This window comes from Halomonas salipaludis (assembly GCF_002286975.1).
In the GTDB taxonomy this organism is placed as follows: Bacteria; Pseudomonadota; Gammaproteobacteria; order Pseudomonadales; family Halomonadaceae; genus Franzmannia; species Franzmannia salipaludis.
The window spans coordinates 698,728-723,744 of record NZ_NSKB01000001.1 but is presented as its reverse complement, the minus strand read 5'-3'; the positions used below and the strand labels follow the sequence as shown (position 1 = coordinate 723,744).

The following is a 25,017-nucleotide window of genomic DNA, read 5'->3' as shown; positions in this document are numbered from 1 at the left end:
TTCCTATGATTTCGTTAAGATAAGAGGAATTGCTCGTGTGGGCTGGTTTAAAAAATCTTTTGAAACGTATTCCAGGTGTGTTATTTGCATGGAGATTGGTCAGAAAAGCGAATGCAGCGAGGGCGAAAGAATACATTAGGGATGCCATATACAAACAAGTGTTAGGGATACTTGGATTGCCGAAGCATACATCTGCCTTGATAGATGGTGATGAGAAAGTTATTAATAAAGACTTACCAAAAAACCAAATTTATTTTTCAATTTATGAGTTATGGCCGGTGGGTCCTGCAAATTGGAGCGAGAATAAGTTACTCTGGCTCAAAAGGAAAGCGGAGTCGGGCTCCAAAAGTGGTAAATCAGTTCATTTTCTAGGAGCCCCATTGGTTGAAAGGGAGGGTGTGCCAGAATCAACTTATTTTGAGTGGCTTCGCTCTATTGTGCACGAGTATGGTTCGCGAGAATTTATTTATATATTGCATCCACGTGAGAGTGACTTATTTGCTAACAAACTAGAAGCTAGTTTGGGTATTTCAGTTCTTCGTTATCGATTACCATATGAAGTAGAATTGTGCTTTATGGAGAGAAGACCGGCCATAGTATGCAGCTGGTTTTGTACAGCACTAGATAATTTGGCAGTTGCAAACATAAAAAATATGAATTTAGTCGGTTACCGCATTCCTCCAGTAAAGCTGCCTAGAAATAAACAAAAGCGACAGGCGGTAATTTTAGAAGCTGCGAGTCAATTCTATGCAAGGCATGAAAGTGGAGATAAAGTCAACATAAAGTCAGTCCCTTCGGAAGCGAATAAGACGACTCCTAAAGTCAAGGTGAGTATTCTGCTTGTCACAGAAGATAGTTGTCTTCTGCAGGAAGTGGAAAATCGGTTTAAAGAGGTATATACATTAATTCCTACGGTGGGAGTAAGAAAAGGTGAAAAATTACACGATGCTGTGATGAGAGCCTTGTCCGAAACGGGCGTCGCTAAAGAGAAAATAAGTGATATTAATAGGAATGGCTGGGTAGAGAGGTTAGATAAAGAAAGTGGGAAAACTGTTCACGATATTATTTTCTTATTCACACTTTCTGTTCCCCATAAAATGGATTTAAATAATTTATCACAACGTTTTAAGTATGTGTGGTATGAAAAAGCTAAACTTCTGTTACGGAGCGATTTTCCAGATTACATGCAGGAAGCGATAGGTTTGACACATTTAGCTGGCGAGTTAAAGAGATGAATACTTTGGTTTCTGCCGATAAAGATATAAGCTTGTTTATATGTATCTCGCCGCTCCACATTCTCAACTCCATTGAAGTGGTAAAGCACTGGCGAATAAATCCGGAATCTTGTGTTCTGCTACTTCTTCCTAGAATAGACAATCATCGTGATAGGCTGGAGCAAGTGATTGGCTTACTCGAGTGGGGCGAGATCATTTATATAGAGAATGATCCACGACATGAGCAAGATATAGGATTTTGGCAAGGAATAGAATCAGCAAAGAGTCAATACTTATCAATGCGCAAGTGGCGTAAAAAAATAATTGCATGGAAGAGATGTTCATTCTTGTGTATGCCATATTTGAACAATTTCATGATGAAGCGTCTTCATGCTTGGCTAAGACCAAATTCGCTAGTGCTTATAGATGATGGAACTTTGACTGAGAGAGTTTTATACAAGAAAAGAAACTACTTGGAATATGATCCAGTAGAAGATTATGTTTATGAAAGTAGTGATGATATAGAAAGTGAGCGCTCAAAAGAAAAATTTTATTTCACTCTCTATGGAGTCGTTCATATACTGAGTGGGTTGCTGATGCGCCCCCCGTATTCTCATGAATATATTTTATTCTCGCAATACTCCAATATGGCTCCAATAGGTTTTAGTGGTGTTAAAAATAGCTACACTTGGCTGAGCTCTCAAGAGAATAAAGATTATACAATTAGCGATGTTGTTCACTTCCTAGGTGCGCCCTTAGTAGAAAGAGATGGTATACCGCTTGAAGATTATGTGGAATGGCTCGAGAAAGTAAAAACCTTTTACCCAAATCTTGATATTTGCTATCTTCTGCACCCGGCAGAAAGTGATGAATTTGGGGAAAAAATTCGTGAGTCACTTCATTTTACAGTCATGAGAAAAAATCTCCCATATGAGTTTTCTTTCGCTATAAGTAATGAACGGCCTTCTGTTGTGGCATCTTGGTTTTGTTCAGCTTTAGAGTATGTTTCGAAGAACTCAGATGTGAAAGTTGATGCATACAGGTTTAACCTTGAAAAATATAGCTCAACACCTGCGCTGTCTAGTGCTAAAATGTTTTATAAGCGATATGCAAAAGGTGGTCAATATAATATTAACGTGATTGACTTGTGAATTACAGTGCTTGTTTTCTGATTTCTGCGCCCCTTCACTTGCTGAATGCTATCGAGGCCCGCAGGACACTACTTTCTGACTCATGTACAACACTATTGATTGTGCTTGATAAAGGGAATGGGTTCGGTGATGTTTTGGGATTGGCTGCTGAGTTTGTGGGCGACGTTTTTGACGAATGTGTTCATGTATCACTCATGAAGCCAGATGCTGGATATCAACCGATACATGCTATTCAATCACTCATATATAATAAAAGGGTCATAAAAAATGAGGTTGTTCCAAAATGTGAAAGCGCGGGTAAAGTTTTTATTGGCAATATTCTGAACCAAGAAATGTTGGCTGCAGCTCATTCATCTGCGGAAAGAGTCACCATACTTGATGATGGAACTAGCACACTATCATATTTAGAGGCGCGTAAGAGGAAGGGAAGGCATAACTGGCTCGGCATCGAGTATCCAGGTAGTAGGCTAGGGTGTTTTTTGAAAATACTGGTAGCCCGCTTGTTCTATGGTGACATCGATAGTGTACGGTTTAATCCGAGTTTTTTCACCTTATACAACGACGAGGCTATTGCCATTGGCTGTGAGTCTACAGAGAACCATTATGATTATATAAAGTCAATAATGGTCGATGCAGTAGTTGAGCCGCGTTTTGATTTTTTAGGTGCCCCTTTTGTCGATAGAGGAGAGCTGGTATGGGAAGATTACCGCGAATGGTTGGCTATCGTTCAGAAAAATAGCGAACATCCCATACGCTACATTGCACATTGGTCTGAAAGCGATGAGTCATTGAAACTAATTAAGGACGAGTTTGACATTGAATGCATCCGTCTTGACTACCCTTATGAGCTTGAATATGTGCTCAGTAAAAATAAGGCCTCATTGATTGGTGGTTGGTTTAGTAGTGCCTTTGACGTTCTTGACAGGATAAAGCAGGATTCTACTGTTCTAGTATGCTTTAAGCCCCCTGAAAACGCTCTTTCCAGCATGAGTATCAAATCTTCAGAAAGTTCTTTTTTTAGCCGCCATGAGAAAGGTAGTAATGTCAATATAATGCACCTGGCTGATCACGTCGAGAATCGAAATGTCGTCTAGTAGTATTCAGGTTTCTATAATTACGCCTGTTTATAATGGGGCGGATCACTTGCCTCGAGTGATAAATAGCGTCTGTAATCAAGATGGTGATTTTAGTTACGAGCATATTATTATCGATGATGGATCCTCAGATAGCACTGCTGCAGTGTTGGAGGAATGGAGCGACCGTGACGATAAGCTCCTTTGTTTGTTTCAGCCGAATCGGGGGGCCGGTGCCGCTCGTAACCTAGGCATCGAAGCTGCTAGTGGTCGCTATATCGCTTTCCTCGACAGTGATGATCTTTGGCTGCCCGGCAAGCTGCTGGCGCAAATAGGCTTCATGCAGAGCAAGCGTGTAGCCTTCAGTCATGGCGATTATGAACAGCGGAATCGGCAGACGGGGGCTTCGCAGCCCTCCTTTGTCGCGCCAGACCAGGTCAGCTACCGCGATCTTCTTCACAGCTGCCCTATAGGTTGCCTGACGGCTGCATATGATCAAGAAGCGCTGGGGAAGGTGTATATGCCTGATGTCAGGCGGGGCCAAGATTGGGGCTTGTGGCTGGCGTTGACACGCAAAGGCGGACCGGCTCACAAGTACCCGGGTGTGCACGCAGTCTATCATGCGGGAGGGAACAGTCTCTCGACCAACAAGCTCGCCAAGCTGCGTGACATATACGCAATCTATCGCGAGCAGGAAGCGCTTGGTGTCTTCGCCTCTGGCTGGTATCTGGCCCATCATGCCGCCAGTGCTATGCGCAAGCAGCGGTGACTTTTACCTTGCGGATATGAGACTATCTGCGCCGCTGCTGCTGGGAGCAGCAGACGAATGATAGGTAATTGTATTTGAGGTGGGTAAGCATGCTGGCCACGCACTATGAAACGTGAATTTCAGCGCCGGCATTCACGCTGGTACGAGGTGTTGCTGCTAGGGATTGGTATCCACCTGATCGTGGGCTTGCCGCTGGTGGTGATGCTGCCATCACTCGAGAGGTGGGGGTGGGAGTTCTGGCATCACCTGCCGCCTGTGCGAAGCAATACGATCATCGCGATTTGCTTGGCATTCACCGCGTCGACGCTTACGCTTCGTCGGCTGAGCACATTTCCTGGCACGCAGCTTGCTGCATATATATTGCCAACGGTGTCGATCGCCTTCCTGATTGTGGTTGCGTTGCTGTTCTTTAGCCGCGAGGTGTACACACGCCAGGTGCTGTTTGGTGGCTATCTTGTCAGTTTGGCGTGGTTTTATGTTGGTTACTTCATCGGGCGGCGCTATCGCAAGTTAAAGTTTGCGTTGGTGCCTTATGGCAATACCAACCGGCTGATGGGATCTCGACGCCTAGATCTGCGCATGCTTTCCAGGCCTAATCTGGAGGGCACTCGCTACGATGGTATTGTAGCCGATCTGCGTGCCGAGGATCTGCCGCCGGAGTGGGAGAAATTCCTCGCCACCTGCACGTTGTGCCACATCCCTGTCTACCATATCCGACAGATCCACGAGTCCCTCTCGGGCCGTGTGCAAATAGACAGCCTGTCTGAGAACGAATTCGGTAGCTTGCTGCCTCCGCTGCTATACCTTCGCTTCAAGCGGCTTGCCGATACGCTTGGCGCTTTGGTACTGCTCCCGATTCTGCTGCCAATCATGGCAATTACTGCAGTGGTCATCAAGCTGGATAGCCCAGGGCCTGTGTTTTTTCTACAGCCTCGAATGGGATACCGAGCAAGACCCTTCTTGATGTACAAATTCCGCAGTATGTACCACGACATGAGCGGTGAGGACTTCACCATCTCGGAAGACGATCCGCGCATTACCCGGGTGGGTAAGTGGATTCGAAAATACCGCATCGATGAGCTGCCTCAGATTTTTAATATCCTGAGGGGGCAGATGAGCTTTATTGGTCCGCGTCCAGAGTCGGTCAGCTTGTCGGAGTGGTATGAAAAGGATGTGCCTTTCTTCAGCTATCGCCATGTCGTGAGGCCAGGCATTTCCGGTTGGGCCCAGGTGGAGCAGGGCTATGCCGCCGAAGTGCAAGGCATGCAGCGCAAGCTTGAGTACGATTTCTACTATATCAAGCATGTCTCACTGTGGTTGGATGTGCTGATCAGCCTCAAGACGGTGCGGATACTGTTTACTGGTTTTGGGGCTCGCTAGGCAGCTGTGAGTATTTTGATGAATCTTTAGAAGCGCTGGAGGGAGAGTGTCTCCGTCCGGCGCTTTTTGTTATTATTGGTTCTGGTTTTACCTATTTTATCAAAGGTGTTGTTTATGTTGATGTTTAAGCTCAAGGGGTTATATTTACGTTCTCGCCCATTCTTTAATGAGTATTTTAAGAGAAGTCGCGTAAGCCTCTTGATCTTGGATCAAAAAATATCTATATCTCAAGACGCTAGTTTTGTCTATTACCGTATTCCCAAGGCGGCTAACTCAACGATATTTTCGAGTTTGTACGAAAATATGCCGGGTCGCACACCAACTGATATGGATGAGCTTTCACAGTTGAAAGAGTCTTACTATATTCGTCCTCGCCAAGTTGGCAAGAAGCAGTTGGCAACTGTGAAGGCATTCACTCACTTTACTTTCGTGCGTCATCCCATCAAGCGTTTTTTATCATGTTATCGTGATAAAATTGCCGGTGGCGAAAAGTCTCACTATGTCAATAAGTGGATGAAACGGGATGTTGCGCACGACGTAACCATGAGCGAGTTTATCGATTATCTTGAGCAGGGCGGCTTGTATGCCAATGCTCACTGGGCACCGCAGGTGGCGTTGGTGCCTAATGATATCAGCAAGCTGGATTTCATCGGCAAGGTAGAAAACATTGAGGAGGATTGGTGCCGCCTATGTAACGAGCTGGGAATAGACTGGCCGCTTACCCATTTTGCGCCCCATAGCACCTCTCAAGAAACTTCACGAGGTGAGACGCCTGGGCTTGATTCTCCCACCCTTAGCAGGCTCGAGGCGCTTTATCGCCAGGACTTCGAATGCTTCGATTATTCCCCTCCCTCAGAGCAGAGCGCTGAATGAACAACTTGTATTCTCGGCATTGGGCTCTGGCGCTCAATCAATGGTCTTTGCTGTTGGTTCTGGTGTTGCTGATCGCTACACCTGTGCGCAGTCATGCGGTGGTGGCGGTGCTGATGCTATACGCCATTGGTTACCTGGTGGCGTACCGGCGGTCGCTTACGGTTACCCGTTTCGACTGGGTGGTGATCGGCTTGTTGGGAGCGTTCTTGCTATCCCGGCTGCCGATCTATTATCTCGACCCGGAGTCGCGCTACCTGGCACCAGGGGCACATATGGTGGCGCTGGTGCCCATCTACCTGATGCTCCGTCATCTGGTGTATCCGGTGGATGTGAGGCAGCTGCGCCAGTTCATGGAGCTTGGGGTGATCATCGGTAGCATTGGCGCTTTTGCGGTGGCGCTGGTGCAAACCCAGTGGCTGGGCCACTACCGTGCCGATGGTTTTCTGTTCAGCATCAACCTGGGCTACCTTAGCTGTGCCATGGGCTTTCTGGCGGTGTGCCTGATTCGCGACGGCCGTTATCGTCGCTGGCTGCTGGCTGCTGCGGTAGCAGCAGGGATTACCTGCTTGCTTACCCTGGCACGCGGGGCAATTCTGGCCATGCCGCTGCTATTGGTGCTGAGCCTGGCACTGAACATCGATCGTCTGGGCAAGCGAGTGGTGGCGGGGGCGATTGCCGCCATGCTGGCCCTCCCGCTGATCGGCTATGCCATGTTGCCTGCGGTGCAGGAGCGAGTCGACTACACCGTCAACGAGGTGACGAACCTCGCCGACGGCAATATCGAGGCGGCGGTTTCCAGCGGTGGGCGCCTGCAGTTGTGGACCGCCGCCAGCCATGCGTTCCTGGAGCGCCCGTTGATCGGGCTTGGCTACGATGAGCGTGAGTCGTTGAATGCTGAGCTGGTAGAGCAGGGCGTGATAACCGAGTGGGTGCTCGGCGTAAGCCGAGGCCACGCCCATAGCCAATACATGGAAGTAGCCGCCACCGGTGGTGTGCTTGGCCTGCTGGCATTGTTTGGCTATCTGGTGATGCCAGCCATCTTCCATTGGCGCCTGCACCGTCGCGAGCCAGATAACCCCTGGCCACAGGTGGCGCTGGTGTTCACCGCGGGGTTTGCCCTCTATAACCTCACCGAGGCTGCCATTCATCATGAGATGATGGCCACCTTCTATGCCTACATGCAGGTGATGTTGCTGGTAATGGCGCGTCAGCATATGGCATCGAAGCCGGTCCATTAACATGGATGCGGCATTCACTCTGGCACTGGGTTAACTATGTTTTCGACGATCAAAGCGCTGTACATGCTGCTCACCGTGCAACAGCGTCGCCGCCTGCTTAAGCTGCAGGTACTGGTAGTACTCATGGCATTCGCGGAAATTGCCGGCGTACTGGCCATTGGCCCGTTCATGGCCATCGCAGGGGATGCTTCGCGCCTGCAGGGCGAGGGCCTGCCGGCGCAGTTGTTTCAGGCGTCTGGCTTCGAAGACCCGGGCACCTTTGTCTTCGTCGTTGGTATTGCGGTGCTAGTGGTGCTGGCCGGGGCGGCATGCGTCTCGATGTACACCACCTGGCGGCTTTCAATGTATGCAAGCCAGGTGGGCGCGGAATTGAGCGTGCGGCTATACAAGCACTATATGCACCAACCGTGGTTGTTCCACGCCAGCGGTAGCAGCAGCCAGCTGACCAACAAGATATCCCAAGAGTGCTTGCGGGTGACCAACAACATCATTGCACCCCTGATGCAGATGAACGCCAAGGCGGTGCTGGCCGCGGCCATGGCGGTGTTTATCTTCTTTCTCAATCCGCTGGTCGCGCTGGTGGGCGGGGCACTGTTCCTGGCGATCTACCTGCTGTTGTACAAGGCGGTGCGCATGAAGCTTTCCGGTCATGGCAATGCGGTCTCCAAGATGCAGCAGCAGCGCTTCAAGTTAATGAATGAGGGCTTCGGTGGCATCAAGGACACCCTGCTGCTCGGCCGCCAGGAGGACTTCAACCGGCGCTTCGAGCAGGATAGCCTGGAATTTGGCCGGGCCCATGGCGCCACCAAGGCGCTGGCGTTCATGCCGCGCTATGCCATGGAGCTGGTGGCCTTTGCTGCGGTCATCATGCTGATTCTCTACTTGCTGGCCGCGCACGAAGGCAATTTGACCGATACCATCCCGCTCTTGTCGGTATACGCGCTGGCGGGGTTCAAGATGCTGCCGGCTTTGCAGCAAATCTACACCAGCGCGGCGATGCTGCGCGGCAATGTCGCGGCGTTGCACAGCATCGAGGCCGATCTGGAAGCTAGCCGCGATGAAGACCTGTCTATCGAGCCGGTGCGGCGCAAGCTGGTACCGCAGCATAGTGTGGCCCTGCAGGAGGTGGTATTTCACTACCCTGGCAAGCGCGAGCCGGCACTGGACGGTTTAACGATCACGCTGCCGGTCAACCGAGTGATTGGCCTGGTGGGGGCGTCGGGGTCGGGGAAATCGACCGCTATCGATGTGCTGTTGGGGCTGGTGCATGCCGACCGGGGCGGCCTTCTTATCGACGGTGAGCCGCTGGCAAAGGGCGATGTGCGGGCCTGGCAGAATAGCCTGGGGTTCGTGCCGCAGAGCATCTTCCTTGCCGATGCCAGTATCCGCGAGAACATCGCCTTTGGCATTCCCAGCGACCAGATCGATGATGAGCGGGTCTGGCAAGCGGCCAGGATGGCGCATATGGCCGAGCTGCTCGAGGAACTATCCGATGGGTTGGATAGCCGAGTCGGCGAGCGCGGCATTCAGCTTTCGGGCGGCCAGCGCCAGCGTATCGGCATTGCCCGCGCCCTTTACGACGATGCCAGCGTGCTGGTGCTGGATGAAGCCACCAGTGCGTTGGATGGCATCACCGAGAAGCTGGTAATGGATGCCATCCATGATTTTGCCGGCAAGAAGACCATCATCATGATTGCGCACCGGCTCTCCACGGTGAAGGAGTGCGACACCATCTATCTGCTGGACGCCGGCCGTGTACTCGATAGCGGTACCTACGACGAGCTCGCTGCACGAAACGAGACCTTTCAGCGGATGCTGGAGCATAGCTAAAGAATGGGCTGTTGATGAAGATTCTGTATGTTTCAAGTTCCACTGTGCCCTCGCGCACGGCGAATAGTGTGCATGTAATGAAGATGAGCCAAGCCTTCGCGAATAACGGCCACGATGTCACGCTGATCGCGTCGGAGATGCATGCCACCGCCCAGCCCGGGGTGGAGGATGTATTTTCGCACTATGGGGTCGAGAAGAACTTCTCGCTGTTGAACCTTGCGGTGCCAAAGCTTCCCGGGCAGGGCTATCTATTCGGTGCGCTATCGGCCTGGCATGCTTGGCGGGGCGGCTATGATGTCGTGTTCTGCCGCAACTTTGCCGCTTGCTACTTTTCTGCCTTGCTGGGCAAGCCGGTGATCTTTGAGACCCATATGCCGATGGGTGAGCGAAAGCTGCTAGGCAGGATATTCTTCAAGCGTTTATTGAAGAGCCCTCGGCTCAAGCAAGTGGTGGTGATCACCCATGCGCTCAAGCGGCGTATGGAGCAGGATTATCCGCAGATCAAGGGCAGGGTAGTGGTGGCACCGGATGGTGCGGATCCGGTGGCGGACGATGTGGTTCCCATGTCGCTCGATGCTGCCGAAGGGCGCATACAGGTGGGCTATGTGGGGCATCTCTATAAGGGCAAGGGGATGGAGATCGTCTCGCAGCTGGCGGCACGTTGCCCTTGGGCAGATTTTCATGTGGTGGGGGGGATGGAGGAGGACCTCGACCACTGGAAGCGTGAATGTGCCGGTACCGACAATATCGTCTTCCATGGTTATGTCTCGCATCAGCAGGCCAAGGCGTATATCAAGGCCTTCGACGTGGTGCTGCTACCCAACCAGCGCAAGGTGGCGGCGTACGATGTGGGTGAGATCAGCCAATGGACCTCACCCTTGAAGGCCTTCGAGTATATGGCGGCGGGCAAACCCATCATTGCCTCTGACCTGCCCGTGCTGCGGGAAGTGTTAATCGAGGGTGAGAATGCCTTGCTATGCGACTGCGAGGACGTGGAGGCATGGGGCGGTGCGTTAGCACGGCTGCGCGACGAGCCGACGCTGGCCAAGCAGTTAGCTGAGCGGGCCAAGGCGATCTTCCTGGAGAAGTACACCTGGCAGGCTCGGGCTGCGGCCCTTGCCGCCACTCTGGCCACTCGCTCATGAGGCTAGCGATAGTCGTCACCCAGTACGAGGCCGGCGGTGCCCAGAAGGCAGCGATCAATCTGGCCAACGGGCTGGTGAGGGCGGGGTATTCACCGACCTTGATCTTCCTCTACAAGAAGGCCGAGGCCGACTTTTACATCGAGCCTGGTGTGGTGGTGGAGTACCTGCTGCCCGAGAAACGGCCTATTGCGCTGCTGTTGCTCTCTTTGCCACGCCTGGTACGTGCGCTGCGCAGGGCTGGGTCCGAGAAGGTGATTGCCTTTACCCACTACGCCAATCTCTATTCGGCAATGGCGGGTAGGCTGCTCGGCGTGCCGGTGGTGGTGTCTCATCGCAATCCGCTGTTCTCCTACGGCCGCCTTACGCAGCTGGCCGATCGCTGGCTGGCCAGGTTGGGGTGTCTTGGCACGGTCACGTATGTATCGCAAGCGGTTCGCGACTCCTTCGGTGACCACTATGCGGGGCGGCAACTGACGCACAAGGTGATCTACAACTGTGTCGATGGGCCCCAGGGAGGCGACGATGAGGCGCCTATCGACGGCGATTATCTGCTGGCGGTAGGGCGTTTGAGCGAGCAGAAGAATCATGCGCTGTTGATCGAGGCGTTGGCCCGTTCCCGCTATACCGGCGACCTGGTGATTCTGGGCGAGGGTGAGTGCCGCGCGGCACTCGAGGCGCTTGCCGAGCGGCTGGGTGTTGCCTCGCGGGTCAAGATGCCAGGGGTAAAGAGCAACGCGGAAGTTAACGCGTGGCTGCGGGGGGCGCGGGCGTTCTTTATGCCGTCACGCTATGAGGGCATGAGCAATGCGCTTTTGGAGGCGATCGTTAGTCGTACTTATACCGTTGTCTCCAATGTGCCGGCTCAGCTGGAGGCGGTGACGGCGGCGGAGGGCATCTACGGCGAGGTGCTGGAGATCGACGATATCGATGCCTGGTCGGCCGCCATGGATGCCATGCTTGACGATCCCAAGCCGTCAGCCGAGATAGCCGATGCCCTTGCCAAGCGCTACTCCTTCGAGCGCTTCATGGCGGATTTTCTATCGCTGCTGCCCGAGGCTCGCAGCCGTGACGCAGGATGATGACTCAATGATCGACTTGCTGAAATCGCGTGCGGCTTCACCCGAGCGTCACGAGCCCGCGTTGGTAACCTTTCTGAACCCTTATTCATACCGCATTGCCCGGCAGCATCCCGGGCTGTTCCGCCGCTTCGATGCCATCCATTACGACGGTATCGTGCTGGCTAAGCTGATGAAGCTGGCGGGGGTAAGCGTGCCCCGCACCAGCTTCGACATGACCTCGCTGGCCGATGAGGTGCTGGCTGGCGCGGCTCGTGAGGGGCGGCGCGTGTTCTTCGTGGGTAGCGAGCCCGGTGTGCCGGAGCAGGCTGCCGAGACGCTGAAGGCCCACTTCGATGGCCTGCAGGTTGCCGGTGTGCGGCATGGCTTCTTTGCCAGCGATGAGGAGCGTTCGGCATTCATCGCCGAGTTGGTGGCAATTGCGCCGGAGATCGTGGTGGTGGGCATGGGCGCGCCGCTGCAGGAGCGGCTGCTGGTGGACCTGGCGGATGCCGGCTGGCATGGAGAGGGCTACACCTGTGGTGGCTTCCTGCATCAGACGGCCAAGGGCGGGGCGCAGTACTATCCGGCCTGGATGGATCGCATGAACCTGCGCTGGCTCTATCGCATCTACGATGAGCCAAAGCTGATAAAACGCTATACCATTGACTACTCGATCTTTCTGGCGCTTTTTGCCGGCGATCTTGTGAAGCATTACCGCAATAAGCGCTCTAGAGCGTAGCCATGGGCAACTGGCGTTGCCGCAACGTCGCGTGAAGTGGGGGTGTAGTGAGCCGTAGGTCTCGTTCCAGCAAATATGAGCCGTTCCAGATCATTGGACCGGCGGTGGATTTCATCGGGGTACTCCTTACTGGCTGGCTGGTCTACTGGGCGCGCTTCGGCGAGTGGCAGTTGATCGAGCTGTATGGCCTGGCGCTGCTGGCCATCGCGATGCTGGTGGTGCTGGCCAATGGGCTGCATGGCGCCTACCAGGACTGGCGCACGTCGAGCTTCGCGCATGTGCTGCTGCGCTTGGTGGTGGTGTGGCTGGGGATTGCCCTGGTGGTGATGTCGTTCTTGTTTCTGGCGCATGTGGCCGAGCGCTATTCGCGGCTATGGGTCGGCTTTACGCTGCTGGGGTCGTTTCTTTTCTCGGTGTTGGCGCGGGTGGTGGCCTATCAGGTGGTGTCGGCGCTGTTCCGCCGCGGCCGGCTGCGGCGCGGGGTGTTCCTGGTCGGCCCGCAGGGGCATGTGCTGGGCGTGGCGCGAGATATGCGCCGCCATGCCACCGAGGGTTATGGGATCGCAGGGGTCCATCGTTTGGCCGGCGAGCCGCAGGCGGTGGACCTGGAGCGCCTGGTGCAGCGTGTCGAGGCATCAGGTGCCAGCGAGATCTGGATCTGCGTGCCGCTGGAGCGCGGCCATGAGGTGCAGGTGCTGTTCCGTGCCTTTCAGCAGTTGATGATGGATGTGCGGCTGATTCCCGACCTCAAGGATATGCGCCTGCTCAACCACCGGGCCAGCCAGGTCGCTGGGCGTTATGCGCTGGACCTGAGCGTCAGCCCCATGGCGGGCATGGCGCCCTATGTGAAGCGCCTGGAGGATATCGTGCTGGGTGGCTTGATCAGCCTGTTGATCCTGCCGCTGTGCCTGGCGATTGCCGTGGCGGTGAAGCTTGGCTCGCCGGGGCCGGTGCTGTTCAAGCAGTACCGCACGGGCATCAATGGCAAGCGCTTCAAGGTATACAAGTTCCGCTCCATGGAGGTGCATGAGGAGTCGAGCGGGCAGCTGACGCAAGCGACCAAGGATGACCCGCGGGTAACCCGCCTGGGGGCGTTTCTGCGCCGCACCTCGCTGGACGAGCTGCCGCAGTTCTACAACGTGCTGCAGGGGCGCATGTCGATCGTTGGGCCGCGGCCCCATGCGCTGGCGCATAACGATCACTACCGCGGCATGGTGGAGTCGTACATGCGTCGGCATAAGGTCAAGCCGGGCATCACCGGCTGGGCGCAGGTCAATGGCTTGCGCGGTGAGACCGATACGGTGGAGAAGATGGAGCGACGCGTCGAGCACGACCTGTGGTACATCGACAATTGGTCGGTTGGGCTGGATCTGAAGATTATCTTCCTCACCGTGTTCAAGGGGTTTGCGGGGCAGAATGCGTATTGACCGCTGTTGGCCTGGCAGCGCTACGCGCTGCAATCGCGAATGAATTCGCTCCCACACTGGGAGCGGCGCTTTGGCATATGTGGGAGAGACTTCAGTCTCGATGGGGTTGGGGGCAACGTTGCGCACCGCCAGCAAGTGCTGTAATTTCATACAGTGTTATCTGGAGGAGTATGCCCCATGGCCAGCAACCACCACGATACCGGCTACAAGGAGCTGTTCAGCTATCCGGAGTTCGTTCAGCAACTGATCGAAGGCTTTGCTCCCACCGAGATTGCCGAGCTGATGGACTTTTCCACCCAGGAAAGCCACAGCGGCAACTACATCACGCCGCTGTTCGAGGAGAAATTCGAGGACGTGGTGTGATCTGTCGACATCAGCTCGCAGGGCGCCAGACAGCAGGTGTTCCTGTACATCCTTTTAGAGTTTCAGTCGGCGGTGGATCACACCATGCCGATCCGCCTGATGCACTACGTGGCCTGTTTCTACGATCATCTGCTCAAGCAGAGGACCACCACCCCGCGCAAGGGGCTGCCGCCGATACTGCCCATCGTGCTCTATAACGGCAGCCAGCGCTGGTCGGCCCGGCAGGACATCTACGATATGGTGCAGCCGGAACCGCCGGCCTTCCTGCGAGTCTACCAGCCACACCTGCGCTACTACCTGATCGACGAAGGACGCTATACTGACGAGGAACTGTTGAAGCGTCACACGCCACTCAGCGGTGTGTTCGGCATCGAGAACGCCACGGCTGACCGCCACGCGCTGCAGCAGGCCGTTGACCGCATCGTCGGGATCATCCAGAACGATCCCCACAAGGAGCGTACCGATGCCATCATCACCCGCTGGCTCAAGCGGCACCTGCAGTGGCTAGGAGCAGGAGTCAACTTAGAGCGGCTCAACAGTCTGGTAGAGGATAAAGATATGCTGGCAGAGAAATTGGAGAGCTGGGCGAAAAGAGAGCGCCAAGAAGGCCGTCAAGAAGGCCGGCAGGAAACCTCGCGGGATATCGCCCGCAAGCTGATCGCCTTCGGCGCGCTCAGCGATGCCCAGATCGCCGAGGCTACCGGCCTGACCGAAACCGATATCGAGGCTATGCGTCGCGGCGCGCCCCCAATGGGCTAGTACTGACCCGGCAGCGCTACGCGCTGCATCGCGACTGAAGTCGCTCCCACACACTGGGTGGTGGCACCCCTGGCAAACCCACGCGCTGCAGCAGGCCGTTGACCGCATCGTTGGGATCATCCAGAACGATCCCCATAAGGAACGTACCGATGCCATCATCACCCGCTGGCTCAAGCGGCACCTGCAGTGGCTAGGAGCAGGCGTCAACCTAGAGCGGCTCAACAGTCTGGTAGAGGATAAAGATATGCTGGCAGAGAAGTTGGAGAGCTGGGCGAAAAGAGAGCGCCAAGAAGGCCGTCAAGAGGGGCGGCAGGAAGGACGGCAAGAAGGACGGCAAGAAACCTCGCGGGATATCGCCCGCAAGCTGATCGCCCTCGGCGCGCTCAGTGATGCCCAGATCGCCGAGGCTACCGGCCTGACCGAAACCGACATCGGGGCTATGCGCCGCGACACATCGCCGGGGCGGTAATTTCTCAGCAGCGCTACGCACTGCATCGCGAATGAATTCGCTCCTACAGGGGCGTTTCTTGATTTCGACTATGGGGGCCGGCATTATGCCGGCTCTTTTCGTTTTTGCTTCTGCGAGGCGTTTGCATCGTGACGATGGCTCAGGCACTACCGGCATCACCCGGCTCTGGCATGCGGATCTATACCAGCATGGCGGCATTTCTGTTGATGGCGATTGCGCTGGTGGTGCCGAGCGGTTATTCGCTGGGGGCGGTGATGCTGCTGCTGGGCAGTGTGGTGCTGCTGGGCAAGCGGGGGGAGTTGGCACTGGGTCGTGCAGACCTGGTGATCATAGCGGTATTTACGGCCTATGCGCTGGTGGTGATCGCCGAGGCGTGGTGGGACGGCCAGGGCTCGCGAGGCATGGATAGGCCGGCGCGCTTCCTGCTGGCGATCCCCGCGCTGCTGCTGGTGCTGGCGTTTCCTCCCAGGGCGGCGGCGATCTGGGCCGGCCTGGCGACCGGCGGCATTCTCGCCGGTGGCTGGGCGGGCTGGCAAAAGCTCGTCGAGGGCGTTGAGCGTGCCGGAGGACACACCTATGTGATCCAGTTCGGCAATATCAGCATGCTGAGTGCGATCCTGTGTGCTGCCGGGCTGGGTTGGGCGCTGGTGCAACCACGCGCAAAGCTGTGGGTGGCGCTGCTGGCGCTGGGCATCGCAGGCGGCGTGCTTGGCTCGCTGTTCTCGGGGACCCGCGGTGGCTGGGTAGGCATTCCGGTGGTGCTGTGGGTGCTGTACCGCGGTTATGGCCGGGACTTGCCAGGCAAGTGGAAAACGCTGGCCCTGGTAGCGGTGTTGGTCGTTGGCACCATGGCTTATGCCATTCCTCAAACGGGCGTCCAGTCGCGTGTCGGCCAGGCGGTGCATGATATCCAGCGCTACGCAAGCCAGGAGAACCGCACGTCATCGGTGGGGGCGCGTTTCGAGATGTGGAAAGGGGCTGCGCACCTAATTGCCGAGAAGCCGCTGCTGGGTTGGGGGGAGAACGGCTATCAGGTGGGCATGCAGAGAATGGCCGATGACGATGTGATCCATCCGTTCATCACTACCTTCGACCACGCCCACAACGAGTTCATCGACGCCACGGCCAAGCGCGGCCTGTTGGGGCTGGTGGTGCTCTTGGCGTTATATCTGGTGCCGATGCGGCTGTTTGCTCGTCAGCTTGCGGCGCCCGACATGCAGCTGCGGGCCTTTGCGGTGGCCGGCGTGCTGTTGCCGGTGGCCTACTTCGATTTCGGCCTTACCCAGGTCTTCTTGGCGCACAATAGCGGGGTGATGGTGTATGCCTTCCTGCTGCCGGTGCTATGGGCGGGCTTCCGGGCTCGTGAGCGCCAGCTGGCGTGTTGAGATCGTATGAGGGCCATGCCGTTGCCATCCCTTGATATATCGCTGGAAGTCGTCATGGCGGCGTATAACGATCCGGAGGTGCTGACGCTGACCTTGGAGGGCTATCGTCGGCAGACGGATCGGAATTTCAGCCTGTGTATCGCCGATGATGGCTCCGAGCCCGAGGTGGCCGAGGTGGTCGCCCGGTACCGTTGCTTGGGGTTGAACATCCGCCATGTGTGGCATGAGGACCGCGGCTTTCGCAAGGCGCAGATCGTCAATCGTGCCATCGAAGGCTCCCGGGCCGACTATATCGTGCTTACCGACAGCGACTGTGTGCCGATGCGCCACTTCATTGCCGACCACCGTGACTGGACTCGCCCAGGGCATATGGTGGCTGGCCGGCGAGTGGATACGGCCGAAGGGCTGACAGCCAGGATCAAGACGGGCGAACTGAGCCTGGCCAGCCTGGAGCATCCGCTATGGCTGCTCTTCCAGTCGCTGCGAGGCGGCCTCTCCCGCGCCGAGTTCGGCTTGCATCTGCCACGCTGGGCAGCCCGGCTATGGAGCCGCAAGTCGCTGGCGTTGCTGGGCGCCAATATGGGCGTGTGGCGCGAGCACTTGATGGCCGTCAACGGCTTTGACAGCGATTTCGAGGGATACGGCGCCGAGGAAGTCGACCTCGAATGGCGGCTGATTGGCTGGGGAGTAAAGCAGCGTGCCATGCGCGGCCGTGGTGGGCTGATCCATATCCACCATCACCAGCGCCAGGCCGATGCCTATGTATTTCACTTGCTGCAGCACAAGCAGCAGGCTGGCGAGGTCGTAGCCCGCAACGGGATACGCTGAGGGCGTGCTGTTTTCTGCTTGCCTGTTGGTTGATTTTTGCTCTGAAGATATCGTTAATAAGGCGCCAGGCCATAAGGCTTCTATAAGTTTAATCGATGATTAAACGTTGCTGTCGCACCTCTTGATATTAAATAATGCTCAAGTTATTTCCTGCTCTGCCGATTAGCATTCCGGTGTGGTGAAACCACGTCGCTAATCAGAATGAAAAAGCAGGGAGCAGGGAATGGAATTGCGCAAAAAGCCGCTCGTGGTTGCCGTATCGCTGGCCATGGTCAGTGCTGTAGGGGTGAGCGCCGCCAAGGCAGCCCCGGGCGATGATTGGGAAGACCCTTACGGCCACGTGCCGTACTATCAGTACAGGATTCTGGAAGAGCCGGCGACGATGGATGGTGGCCGGATCGTTCCTGCCGGTCCAGCATTGACGGAAGCCACTCAGGGTGGTTCTTCACAAGATACACTGGAAGATCCGATCTTCTTGTATGTGGGGGAGTTCAGCGGCGAATTTCCCTATGATCGGCAGAATCCGGACGCCATCATCGCCGAGGGTCGCGATGGCGTTGAGATAACCGATTGGGAGTGGGAATCGCCGAGCATTGTGGTGAATACCTCGCAGATTGTCGCAGTGGGCGAGGTCGATCCCAACTCTAGTGACGAGTTCGATTATGAATCCGCCTACTACAGTCAAGTACACCCTGCGATTGGTATCGTTATCAAGCACGCCGAGCTCACCGGTCTTTCCGCGGCGGATGCAGATGCTGCACTGCTGAGTTCACTGCCGGTATTCGAGGGTGGGAGCGAGCGAGTCTCGATCTACAACCAGGGCGTACTTTTTTCAGAAGGCCACAATATTCTGATCCTTGGCGAGGATTACCCGCTGGACCCTCCCACGGTGCTGCGTGGCAACATCATCAACCGCGAAGCGGGTGAGAATGCACCGGGATTGATGCTATCCCTCGATCATAACGTGGTGGTGTCTTATGCCACGCTTCAGGGTGATATCGTCAATGATGCCGGCAGGGGAATCACTCTCGACGATTTGCTTTCCCCTTCAGAGCTTGAAGAGTCGTTGATCCTGGGGGAGCAGGATGATAATGGGCTGATTTACCCCGAACAGGGTGGCATGGTAGGGCTCCAGGGTAATATCGCCTTCGTGGAAGGCGCTCGGCTCGAGGGCAACATCATCAACCGTGGATTGATGGCGTCTCCTGGCTCGGTGGTGTATCTGAATGATGCTCATATAGAGGGCCGCATCGTCAATGCGCCCGATGCTGTCATGCTCTCGGAGGGTGGTCGGGCGGCTATCGATGTTCGCAATATCACCGGTGAGCTCACCATCGAGCAGCACGGCGTGTTGGCGGGGCTGGTGCATCAGTCGATCAGTACCGAGCCTGGCCAGGCAATGCGTCTTAGCGGTGGCAATATTTCCGCGTTGCTGGCAGGCGGCGAAGTGATTGGCGACATCGACTTCGAAGGGGCGACGGTGACCCTGGCCGGTGGCGAGTACCAGGGGACGATTCGCAACCGTGGCGGCGTGTTCGTGGTCGATGGCATTCACGCCATCGATGGTGCCTACGAGCAGGACGCCGATGCCACGCTGCAGTTCTCTAGCGACCGGCTGAGTGGCTTGAGCGCACAGCGCGTAACCCTGGCGGATGGCTCGACGCTGGTGTTCGGCAACGGCGAAGCGTATCGCAATGGCAGTGAGCTGGTGTTGCTGGAAGCCGACGAGTTGGATTTCGACCTGGGTGCGCTCAATCTCGAAACCGCCTCTGGTTTCTATCGCGTCAGCGAGGTTGCGCTGAGCGAGGATGGACGCCAGCTGCTGGTATCTTACGCCGGTGTTGATGGCCGTGAGGTGGCGCGTCGGGCCATTGATATGAGTAGCGCACGTGGTGCCAAGGCGCGCCAACTGGATGGCTTGGGCCAGGCGTTGAATCGTGTTCTGCAAAACGGTAACCAGCAGGCTGTGGCAGCGTTGATCGATGCCATCGGCGACGGCGAGCGGCTCGCTGAGCTGTTACCCGATAGTAGCGGTGCCAGCATCGAGAGCATCAATGCTGCTAGCCAGGCGGCGGGTAATCTGGTGTCGAGCCGTGCTCGAGGCGTTGCCGCCGGCGATGCCGTGGCAGGCAAGGGCGTATGGCTGAAGGGGCTTTATGCCGAGGTCGAGCAGCGCATGCGTGACGGCGTTGAAGGCTACGACAGCGATACCCGTGGCTTCGTGCTGGGGGCAGATGCAGAGCTTCACAATGGCACCGTGCTGGGCCTTGGCTGGGCGCACAGTAATACCGATACCAGCGGCCGTGATGGTTTGGCCGAGGGTGACGTCGATTTCGACCAGCTGATCGCCTATACCAGCCGCGCTTATGGCAACTGGTTGTTCGATGCCCAGTTGAGCTATGGCTGGGGACGCAATGAGTCGCTGCGCCGCACCATGGATGAGACCGCTCGCGCCGATTACGACAGTCGCCAGCGCGGGGCACGTGCCGCGGCGGGCTATGCCTTCGCACTGGATGGCGCAACGACGCTGACACCGCGCTTCTCGCTGGATTACTCACACCTTGCGTTGGATGCTTACTCAGAGTCTGGCGCCGGTGCGATGAACCTGAGCCTGGATGAGCAGCGCGTCGAGCGCTTCGAGCTGGGTGCCCAGGCGGAGCTTGGCCACCTGACCCAGATCAGCGGCTTGATGGTCGAGCCGCGTCTGACGCTGGGGATCTTCCACGACCTGCAGGGCAAGGCCAACAGCAACATGGCCGCCTTTGCTTTTGCACCGCAAGACACCTTCCTCGTCCAGGGTGGCGGTGTCGACAAGACGCGCTATACCGCTGGCGTGGGGGTGGACGTTTACAGTGAGGGTGGCTTCACTACCTCGCTGGATCTGAGCCATGGCTGGACCGATAGCATGACCGCCAACGCTGGTGAGCTGACGCTGCGCTACGATTTCTGATCGTGACGGTCAGTTGCTGCTGAGCTGAAGAAACGCCCACTCCCTGCGGAGTGGGCGTTTCTGTTTAGTGGGTGCGTGGTTACTGGCACGCCTCGAGAAAGGCCTCGATGCTGTGCCAGTCGAGATGCCAGGGGCCGGTATGCTCGGCCTGGGGGTGGACCTCCAGGTGATGACAGCCATGGGCCTGGCGCGCGAGCTGCTGCCGAGCGAGTGCGGGCGGCACGATGTCGTCGTTGCCTCCCGCCAGGCTGTAGAAGGGGATGGTGCCAGAAGGAGGCGAGGCGGTGCGTGGAGCAGGCAGGCGATGATGCTCTGCGAAGCTAGCGTCATCGAGGTTGCCGGCTACGCTGATCAGCAGCTCGACGTTGGGATGGCGCTGGGCAAGTTGCTGGGCGAGGTGAGCACCTCCCGAGAAGCCGATCAGGCGTACGCTTTGCCCCCCGGCAATGGCGTTCAGGGCGGCGAGCATCTGATTCTCGACGTCGGCCCCGTAGCGTTGAGTGGTCCATAGCGAGAAATGGCAACCATCGGGGAGCGGTTGCAGAAACTGGCAGGGGCGAGCCAGGTAGGCAACGTGAGAATGCGGGTCTTCCAGTGCGAGACGCATGGCCACTGGTTGGCGCGGTGTTGGGTTGCTGCTGGGCTGGCCGGCGCCTCGCCAGGCGTGGCCGTCGCCTTCCACATAGATGTGCCAAACCGAGGGCGCTTCTGGCGTTGAGCGGTACCAGGCGCGCATGAGGCTGGCAGCGCCAAGATCGGCCTCGCGTAGACCGGCCGCAGCGAGGTCCTGTTCAACGCCTTGAGTGGCGTGCTCGCTTGAGCGGGTTGCGCTGCACCCCGCCAGCAGGACGATAACGAGCAGGAGAAGGTAGCGACTGAGAGGTGGAGGCTGCATAGTCTAGGCATCATCAGGAAGCTGGCACGCGACCTTATCCTCGATCGTGACCGGGCTCAACGTCGCGAGTGAGTTTGCTCCTGCATTGAGGGTGCCAAGGCCAGCGTGGGAGTGACTTCAGTCACGATGGGGTTGATCTAGCCAGGCAGCGCTGCGCGCTGCAATCGCGAATGAATTCGCTCCTACACGGGGCGGCGCTAAGGCCAATGTAGGAGCGGCTTTAGCCGCGATGGGGTTGGCTAGCAGGGCAGCGCTACGCGCTGCAATCGCGAATGAATTCGCTCCCACATGGGAGTGGCGCCAAGGCTAATGTAGGAGCGGCTTTAGCCGCGATGGGGTTGGCTAGCCGGGCAGCGCTGCGCGCTGCAATCGCGACTGAAGTCGCTCCCACACTAGGTATGGCGCCAAGGCTAATGTAGGAGCGGCTTTAGCCGCGATGGGGTTGGGTTGTCCTGGCCTGGGCAGCGCTACGCGCTGCAATCGTGAATGAATTCGCTCCCACATGGGAGTGGCGCCAAGGCTAATGTAGGAGCGGCTTTAGCCGCGATGGGGTTGGCTAGCCGGGCAGCGCTACGCGCTGCAATCGCGAATGAAGTTGCTCCCACACTAGGTATGGCGCCAAGGCTAATGTAGGAGCGGCTTTAGCCGCGATGGGGTTGGGTTGTCCTGGCCTGGGCAGCGCTGCGCGCTGCAATCGCGAATGAATTCGCTCCCACATGGGAGTGGCTCCAAGGCTAATGTGGGAGCGGCTTTAGCCGCGATGGGGTTGGCTAGCTGGGCAGCGCCGCGCGCTGCATCGCGAATGAATTCGCTCCTACATGGGGGGCGGCGCCAAGGCTAATGTAGGAGCGGCTTTAGCCGCGATGGGGTTGGGTTGTCCTGGCCTGGGCAGCGCTACGCGCTGCAATCGCGAATGAATTCGCTCCCACATGGGAGTGGCGCCAAGGCTAATGTAGGAGCGGCTTTAGCCGCGATGGGGTTGGGTTGTCCTGGCCTGGGCAGCGCTGCGCGCTGCAATCGCGAATGAATTCGCTCCCACATGGGAGTGGCGCCAAGGCTAATGTAGGAGCGGCTTTAGCCGCGATGGGATTGGCTAGCCGGGCAGCGCTACGCGCTGCAATCGCGAATGAATTCGCTCCTACACGAGAGCGGCGCCAAGGCTAATGTAGGAGCGGCTTTAGCCGCGATGGGGTTGGGTTGTCCTGGCCTGGGCAGCACTGCGCGCTGCAATCGCGAATGAATTCGCTCCTACATGGGGGGCGGCGCCAAGGCTAATGTAGGAGCGGCTTTAGCCGCGATGGGATTGGGTGGCAACGTTGCGCACCGCCAGTGAGTACTGTAATTTCATACAGCGCTATCTGGAGGAGTATGCCCCATGGCCAGCAACCACCACGATACCGGCTACAAGGAGCTGTTCAGCTACCCGGAGTTCGTCCAGCAGCTGATCGAAGGCTTTGCCCCCACCGAGATCGCCGAGTTGATGGACTTCACCACCCTGGAGAGCCACAGCGGCAACTACATCACCCCGCTGTTCGAGGAGAAGTTCGAGGATGTGGTGTGGTCGGTCGACATCAGTTGGCAGGGCGCCAGGCAGCAGGTGTTCTTGTATATACTTTTAGAGTTTCAGTCGGCAGTGGATCACACCATGCCGATCCGGCTGATGCACTACGTGGCCTGCTTCTACGATCATCTGCTCAAGCAGAGGACAACCACCCCGCGCCAGGGGTTGCCACCGATACTGCCCATCGTGCTCTACAACGGCAGCCAGCGCTGGTCGGCCCGGCAGGACATTTACGACATGGTGCAGCCGGAACCGCCCTCCTTCCTGCGGGTCTATCAGCCACACCTGCGCTACTACCTGATCGACGAGGGGCGCTATACTGACGAGGAGCTATTTGAGCGCCACACGCCACTCAGCGGTGTGTTCGGCATCGAGAACGCCACGGCCGACCGCCACGCGCTGCAGCAGGCCGTTGACCGCATCGTGGCGATCATTCAGAACGATCCCCACAAGGAGCGCACCGATGCCATCATCACCCGCTGGCTCAAGCGCCATCTGCAGTGGCTTGGGGCGGGCGTCAACCTGAATCGGCTCAACAGTCTGGTAGAGGACAAAGATATGCTGGCAGAGAAACTCGAAAACTGGGCTAAGAAGGAGCGCCAGGAAGGCCGTCAAGAAGGACGGCAGGAAGGTCGTCAAGAAGGACGGCATGAAGGTCGGCAGGAAACCTCGCGTGATATCGCCCGCAAGTTGATTGCCCTCGGCGCGCTCAGCGATGCCCAGATAGCCGAAGCCACCGGCCTGACCGAAACCGACATCGGGGCCATGCGCCACGACACACCGCCGGAGCGGTAACTCCTCGACAGCGCTACGCGCTGCTATCGCGAATGAATTCGCTCCCACATGGGGGCGGCGCCAAGGCCAATGTAGGAGAGACTTCAGTCTCGATGGGGTTGGCTAGCCTGGGCAGCGCTACGCGCTGCAATCGCGAATGAAGTCGCTCCCACATGGGGGCGGCGCCAAGGCTAATGTAGGAGACTTCAGTCTCGATGGGGTTGGGTGGTATCGACCTGGGCAGTGCTGCGCGCTGAAGGTTAGAGCGTGAGTCAGGCGGCGGGGGGGCTTGGCAAATGCTGTGTGAGGCTGAGCCCCTTGTCGGCAAGGCTTTTCTTGCATTATATTGTGCGTATAATAGTGTGTAGATAAATGCATGCCAGAGGAGGCATCATGGCCACCTTACTCGAACGCCCCGAAGACGCAGTATCAGCGACCGCCATGGCACGTAATTTCAGTGCCAGGCTCAAAGAGGTCTCATCACGCTCGACCGAGCGACTCGTAGTCTTCAAAGATAACCAGCCTGCAGCTGTACTGATGAACGTCCAGGCCTACCAGGATCTCGTCGACGAGCTTGAGGACCTTCGTATCGAAGCTATCTCCCGGGACCGTCTGGTGAGCTACCAGGCAGATCAGGCCATCTCGCACGATGACATGCGCTCCCTCTTTGGTCATGGCGATTAAGCCATGGCCTGGCACCTGATCTACCACCCTGATGTTCAGCAAGATCTGATCAGGTTGGGCTCGGCCGCAGCGAATCGCGTTCTAGATGTTATTGAAGAGCGGATCCGCGATGGCGAGCCTGACAAGCTTGGCAAACCCCTTCGGGGTGCTCTAGCTGGCTGTAGGCGGATTCGTACCGGGAACACGAGGATCGTCTACAAAGTAGATGGACTTGCTATCCAGGTGCTGATCATTGCTGTGGGCGCGCGGCGAGATGAAGAGATTTACGATCTTGCGAATCGGCGTGTGTAGACGCTGGAGCCCGGGTGGTTTCAATCTGCGATTGAGGTTGGCAGCGCTGCGCGCTGCAATCGCGACTGAAGTCGCTCCCACATGGGAGTGGCGCCAAGGCTAATGTGGGAGCGGCTTTAGCCGCGATGGAATTGGCTAGCCGGGCAGCGCTGCGCGCTGCA

Annotated in this window: 20 protein-coding genes and 1 pseudogene; 20 read left to right on the top strand and 1 reads right to left on the bottom strand. The window is 56.9% G+C overall.

Going from position 1 to position 25,017, the window contains the following annotated elements:
• The first annotated feature begins 35 nt into the window (after nucleotides 1-35).
• The 17 genes and pseudogenes from CK498_RS25635 (at nucleotide 36) to CK498_RS03515 (ending at nucleotide 20,651) form a co-directional block, all read left to right on the top strand.
• A complete protein-coding gene (locus CK498_RS25635) occupies nucleotides 36-1,235 on the top strand; it encodes an NUDIX domain-containing protein (protein ID WP_141246905.1) in 1,200 nt (399 codons plus the stop codon).
• Entirely contained in the window at nucleotides 1,232-2,365 is a 1,134-nt protein-coding gene (locus CK498_RS25630) for a polysialyltransferase family glycosyltransferase (RefSeq protein ID WP_141246904.1), read from the top strand. Before CK498_RS25635 ends, CK498_RS25630 begins: the two co-directional genes overlap by 4 nt.
• Nucleotides 2,362-3,459 (top strand): hypothetical protein, encoded by a 1,098-nt coding sequence (locus tag CK498_RS25625; RefSeq protein WP_141246903.1) that lies wholly within the window; start codon nucleotides 2,362-2,364, stop codon nucleotides 3,457-3,459. The genes CK498_RS25630 and CK498_RS25625 overlap by 4 nt, the downstream gene beginning before the upstream one ends.
• Nucleotides 3,449-4,207: a glycosyltransferase family 2 protein gene (locus CK498_RS03580; protein ID WP_095619466.1), complete on the top strand. Its 759-nt coding sequence runs from the start codon at nucleotides 3,449-3,451 to the stop codon at nucleotides 4,205-4,207. The genes CK498_RS25625 and CK498_RS03580 overlap by 11 nt, the downstream gene beginning before the upstream one ends.
• Before the next feature lie 105 nt (nucleotides 4,208-4,312).
• On the top strand, nucleotides 4,313-5,587 hold the full coding sequence (locus tag CK498_RS26480) for a sugar transferase (protein ID WP_229358941.1): 1,275 nt from the start codon (nucleotides 4,313-4,315) through the stop codon (nucleotides 5,585-5,587).
• A 114-nt stretch (nucleotides 5,588-5,701) separates the two neighbouring features.
• Nucleotides 5,702-6,460 carry a sulfotransferase family protein gene (locus CK498_RS03570; RefSeq protein WP_095619465.1) on the top strand — a complete coding sequence of 253 codons (759 nt, stop codon included), beginning with the start codon at nucleotides 5,702-5,704 and terminating at the stop codon, nucleotides 6,458-6,460.
• Entirely contained in the window at nucleotides 6,457-7,698 is a 1,242-nt protein-coding gene (locus tag CK498_RS03565) for an O-antigen ligase family protein (protein WP_095619464.1), read from the top strand. Before CK498_RS03570 ends, CK498_RS03565 begins: the two co-directional genes overlap by 4 nt.
• 63 nt (nucleotides 7,699-7,761) lie before the next feature.
• On the top strand, nucleotides 7,762-9,528 hold the full coding sequence (locus tag CK498_RS03560) for an ABC transporter ATP-binding protein (RefSeq protein WP_229358940.1): 1,767 nt from the start codon (nucleotides 7,762-7,764) through the stop codon (nucleotides 9,526-9,528).
• Nucleotides 9,529-9,542: 14 nt separating this feature from the next.
• Complete coding sequence (locus CK498_RS03555; protein WP_095619462.1) at nucleotides 9,543-10,673, top strand: glycosyltransferase family 4 protein; 1,131 nt, start codon at nucleotides 9,543-9,545, stop codon at nucleotides 10,671-10,673.
• Complete coding sequence (locus CK498_RS03550) at nucleotides 10,670-11,752, top strand: glycosyltransferase (protein ID WP_095619461.1); 1,083 nt, start codon at nucleotides 10,670-10,672, stop codon at nucleotides 11,750-11,752. Before CK498_RS03555 ends, CK498_RS03550 begins: the two co-directional genes overlap by 4 nt.
• A 7-nt stretch (nucleotides 11,753-11,759) precedes the next feature.
• Nucleotides 11,760-12,470: a WecB/TagA/CpsF family glycosyltransferase gene (locus tag CK498_RS03545; protein WP_176475696.1), complete on the top strand. Its 711-nt coding sequence runs from the start codon at nucleotides 11,760-11,762 to the stop codon at nucleotides 12,468-12,470.
• A gap of 47 nt (nucleotides 12,471-12,517) precedes the next feature.
• Nucleotides 12,518-13,897, top strand: coding sequence for an undecaprenyl-phosphate glucose phosphotransferase (locus CK498_RS03540; RefSeq protein ID WP_095619459.1), 1,380 nt, complete (start codon nucleotides 12,518-12,520; stop codon nucleotides 13,895-13,897).
• A 177-nt stretch (nucleotides 13,898-14,074) separates the two neighbouring features.
• Nucleotides 14,075-15,019 (top strand): annotated as a pseudogene (locus CK498_RS03535) (Rpn family recombination-promoting nuclease/putative transposase).
• Nucleotides 15,020-15,263: 244 nt separating this feature from the next.
• Nucleotides 15,264-15,488, top strand: coding sequence for an RpnC/YadD family protein (locus tag CK498_RS26330; RefSeq protein ID WP_217987677.1), 225 nt, complete (start codon nucleotides 15,264-15,266; stop codon nucleotides 15,486-15,488).
• Between the two features lie 134 nt (nucleotides 15,489-15,622).
• Nucleotides 15,623-16,873 (top strand): O-antigen ligase family protein, encoded by a 1,251-nt coding sequence (locus CK498_RS03525; protein WP_095619457.1) that lies wholly within the window; start codon nucleotides 15,623-15,625, stop codon nucleotides 16,871-16,873.
• A gap of 15 nt (nucleotides 16,874-16,888) precedes the next feature.
• On the top strand, nucleotides 16,889-17,701 hold the full coding sequence (locus tag CK498_RS03520) for a glycosyltransferase (RefSeq protein ID WP_217987676.1): 813 nt from the start codon (nucleotides 16,889-16,891) through the stop codon (nucleotides 17,699-17,701).
• A 223-nt stretch (nucleotides 17,702-17,924) separates the two neighbouring features.
• Entirely contained in the window at nucleotides 17,925-20,651 is a 2,727-nt protein-coding gene (locus tag CK498_RS03515) for an autotransporter outer membrane beta-barrel domain-containing protein (protein ID WP_095619455.1), read from the top strand.
• Nucleotides 20,652-20,730: 79 nt separating this feature from the next.
• On the opposite strand, the gene CK498_RS03510 is transcribed toward CK498_RS03515, so the two are convergent.
• Complete coding sequence (locus CK498_RS03510) at nucleotides 20,731-21,546, bottom strand: dienelactone hydrolase family protein (protein ID WP_095619454.1); 816 nt, start codon at nucleotides 21,544-21,546, stop codon at nucleotides 20,731-20,733.
• A 1,375-nt stretch (nucleotides 21,547-22,921) separates the two neighbouring features.
• Between CK498_RS03510 and CK498_RS03505 the strand changes: the two genes are divergently transcribed.
• The 3 genes from CK498_RS03505 (at nucleotide 22,922) to CK498_RS03495 (ending at nucleotide 24,856) form a co-directional block, all read left to right on the top strand.
• Complete coding sequence (locus tag CK498_RS03505) at nucleotides 22,922-23,902, top strand: Rpn family recombination-promoting nuclease/putative transposase (protein ID WP_095619453.1); 981 nt, start codon at nucleotides 22,922-22,924, stop codon at nucleotides 23,900-23,902.
• Between the two features lie 372 nt (nucleotides 23,903-24,274).
• Nucleotides 24,275-24,565, top strand: coding sequence for a type II toxin-antitoxin system Phd/YefM family antitoxin (locus CK498_RS03500; RefSeq protein ID WP_095619452.1), 291 nt, complete (start codon nucleotides 24,275-24,277; stop codon nucleotides 24,563-24,565).
• 3 nt (nucleotides 24,566-24,568) lie between these two features.
• Nucleotides 24,569-24,856 (top strand): type II toxin-antitoxin system RelE family toxin, encoded by a 288-nt coding sequence (locus CK498_RS03495; protein ID WP_095619451.1) that lies wholly within the window; start codon nucleotides 24,569-24,571, stop codon nucleotides 24,854-24,856.
• Nucleotides 24,857-25,017: the final 161 nt, after the last annotated feature.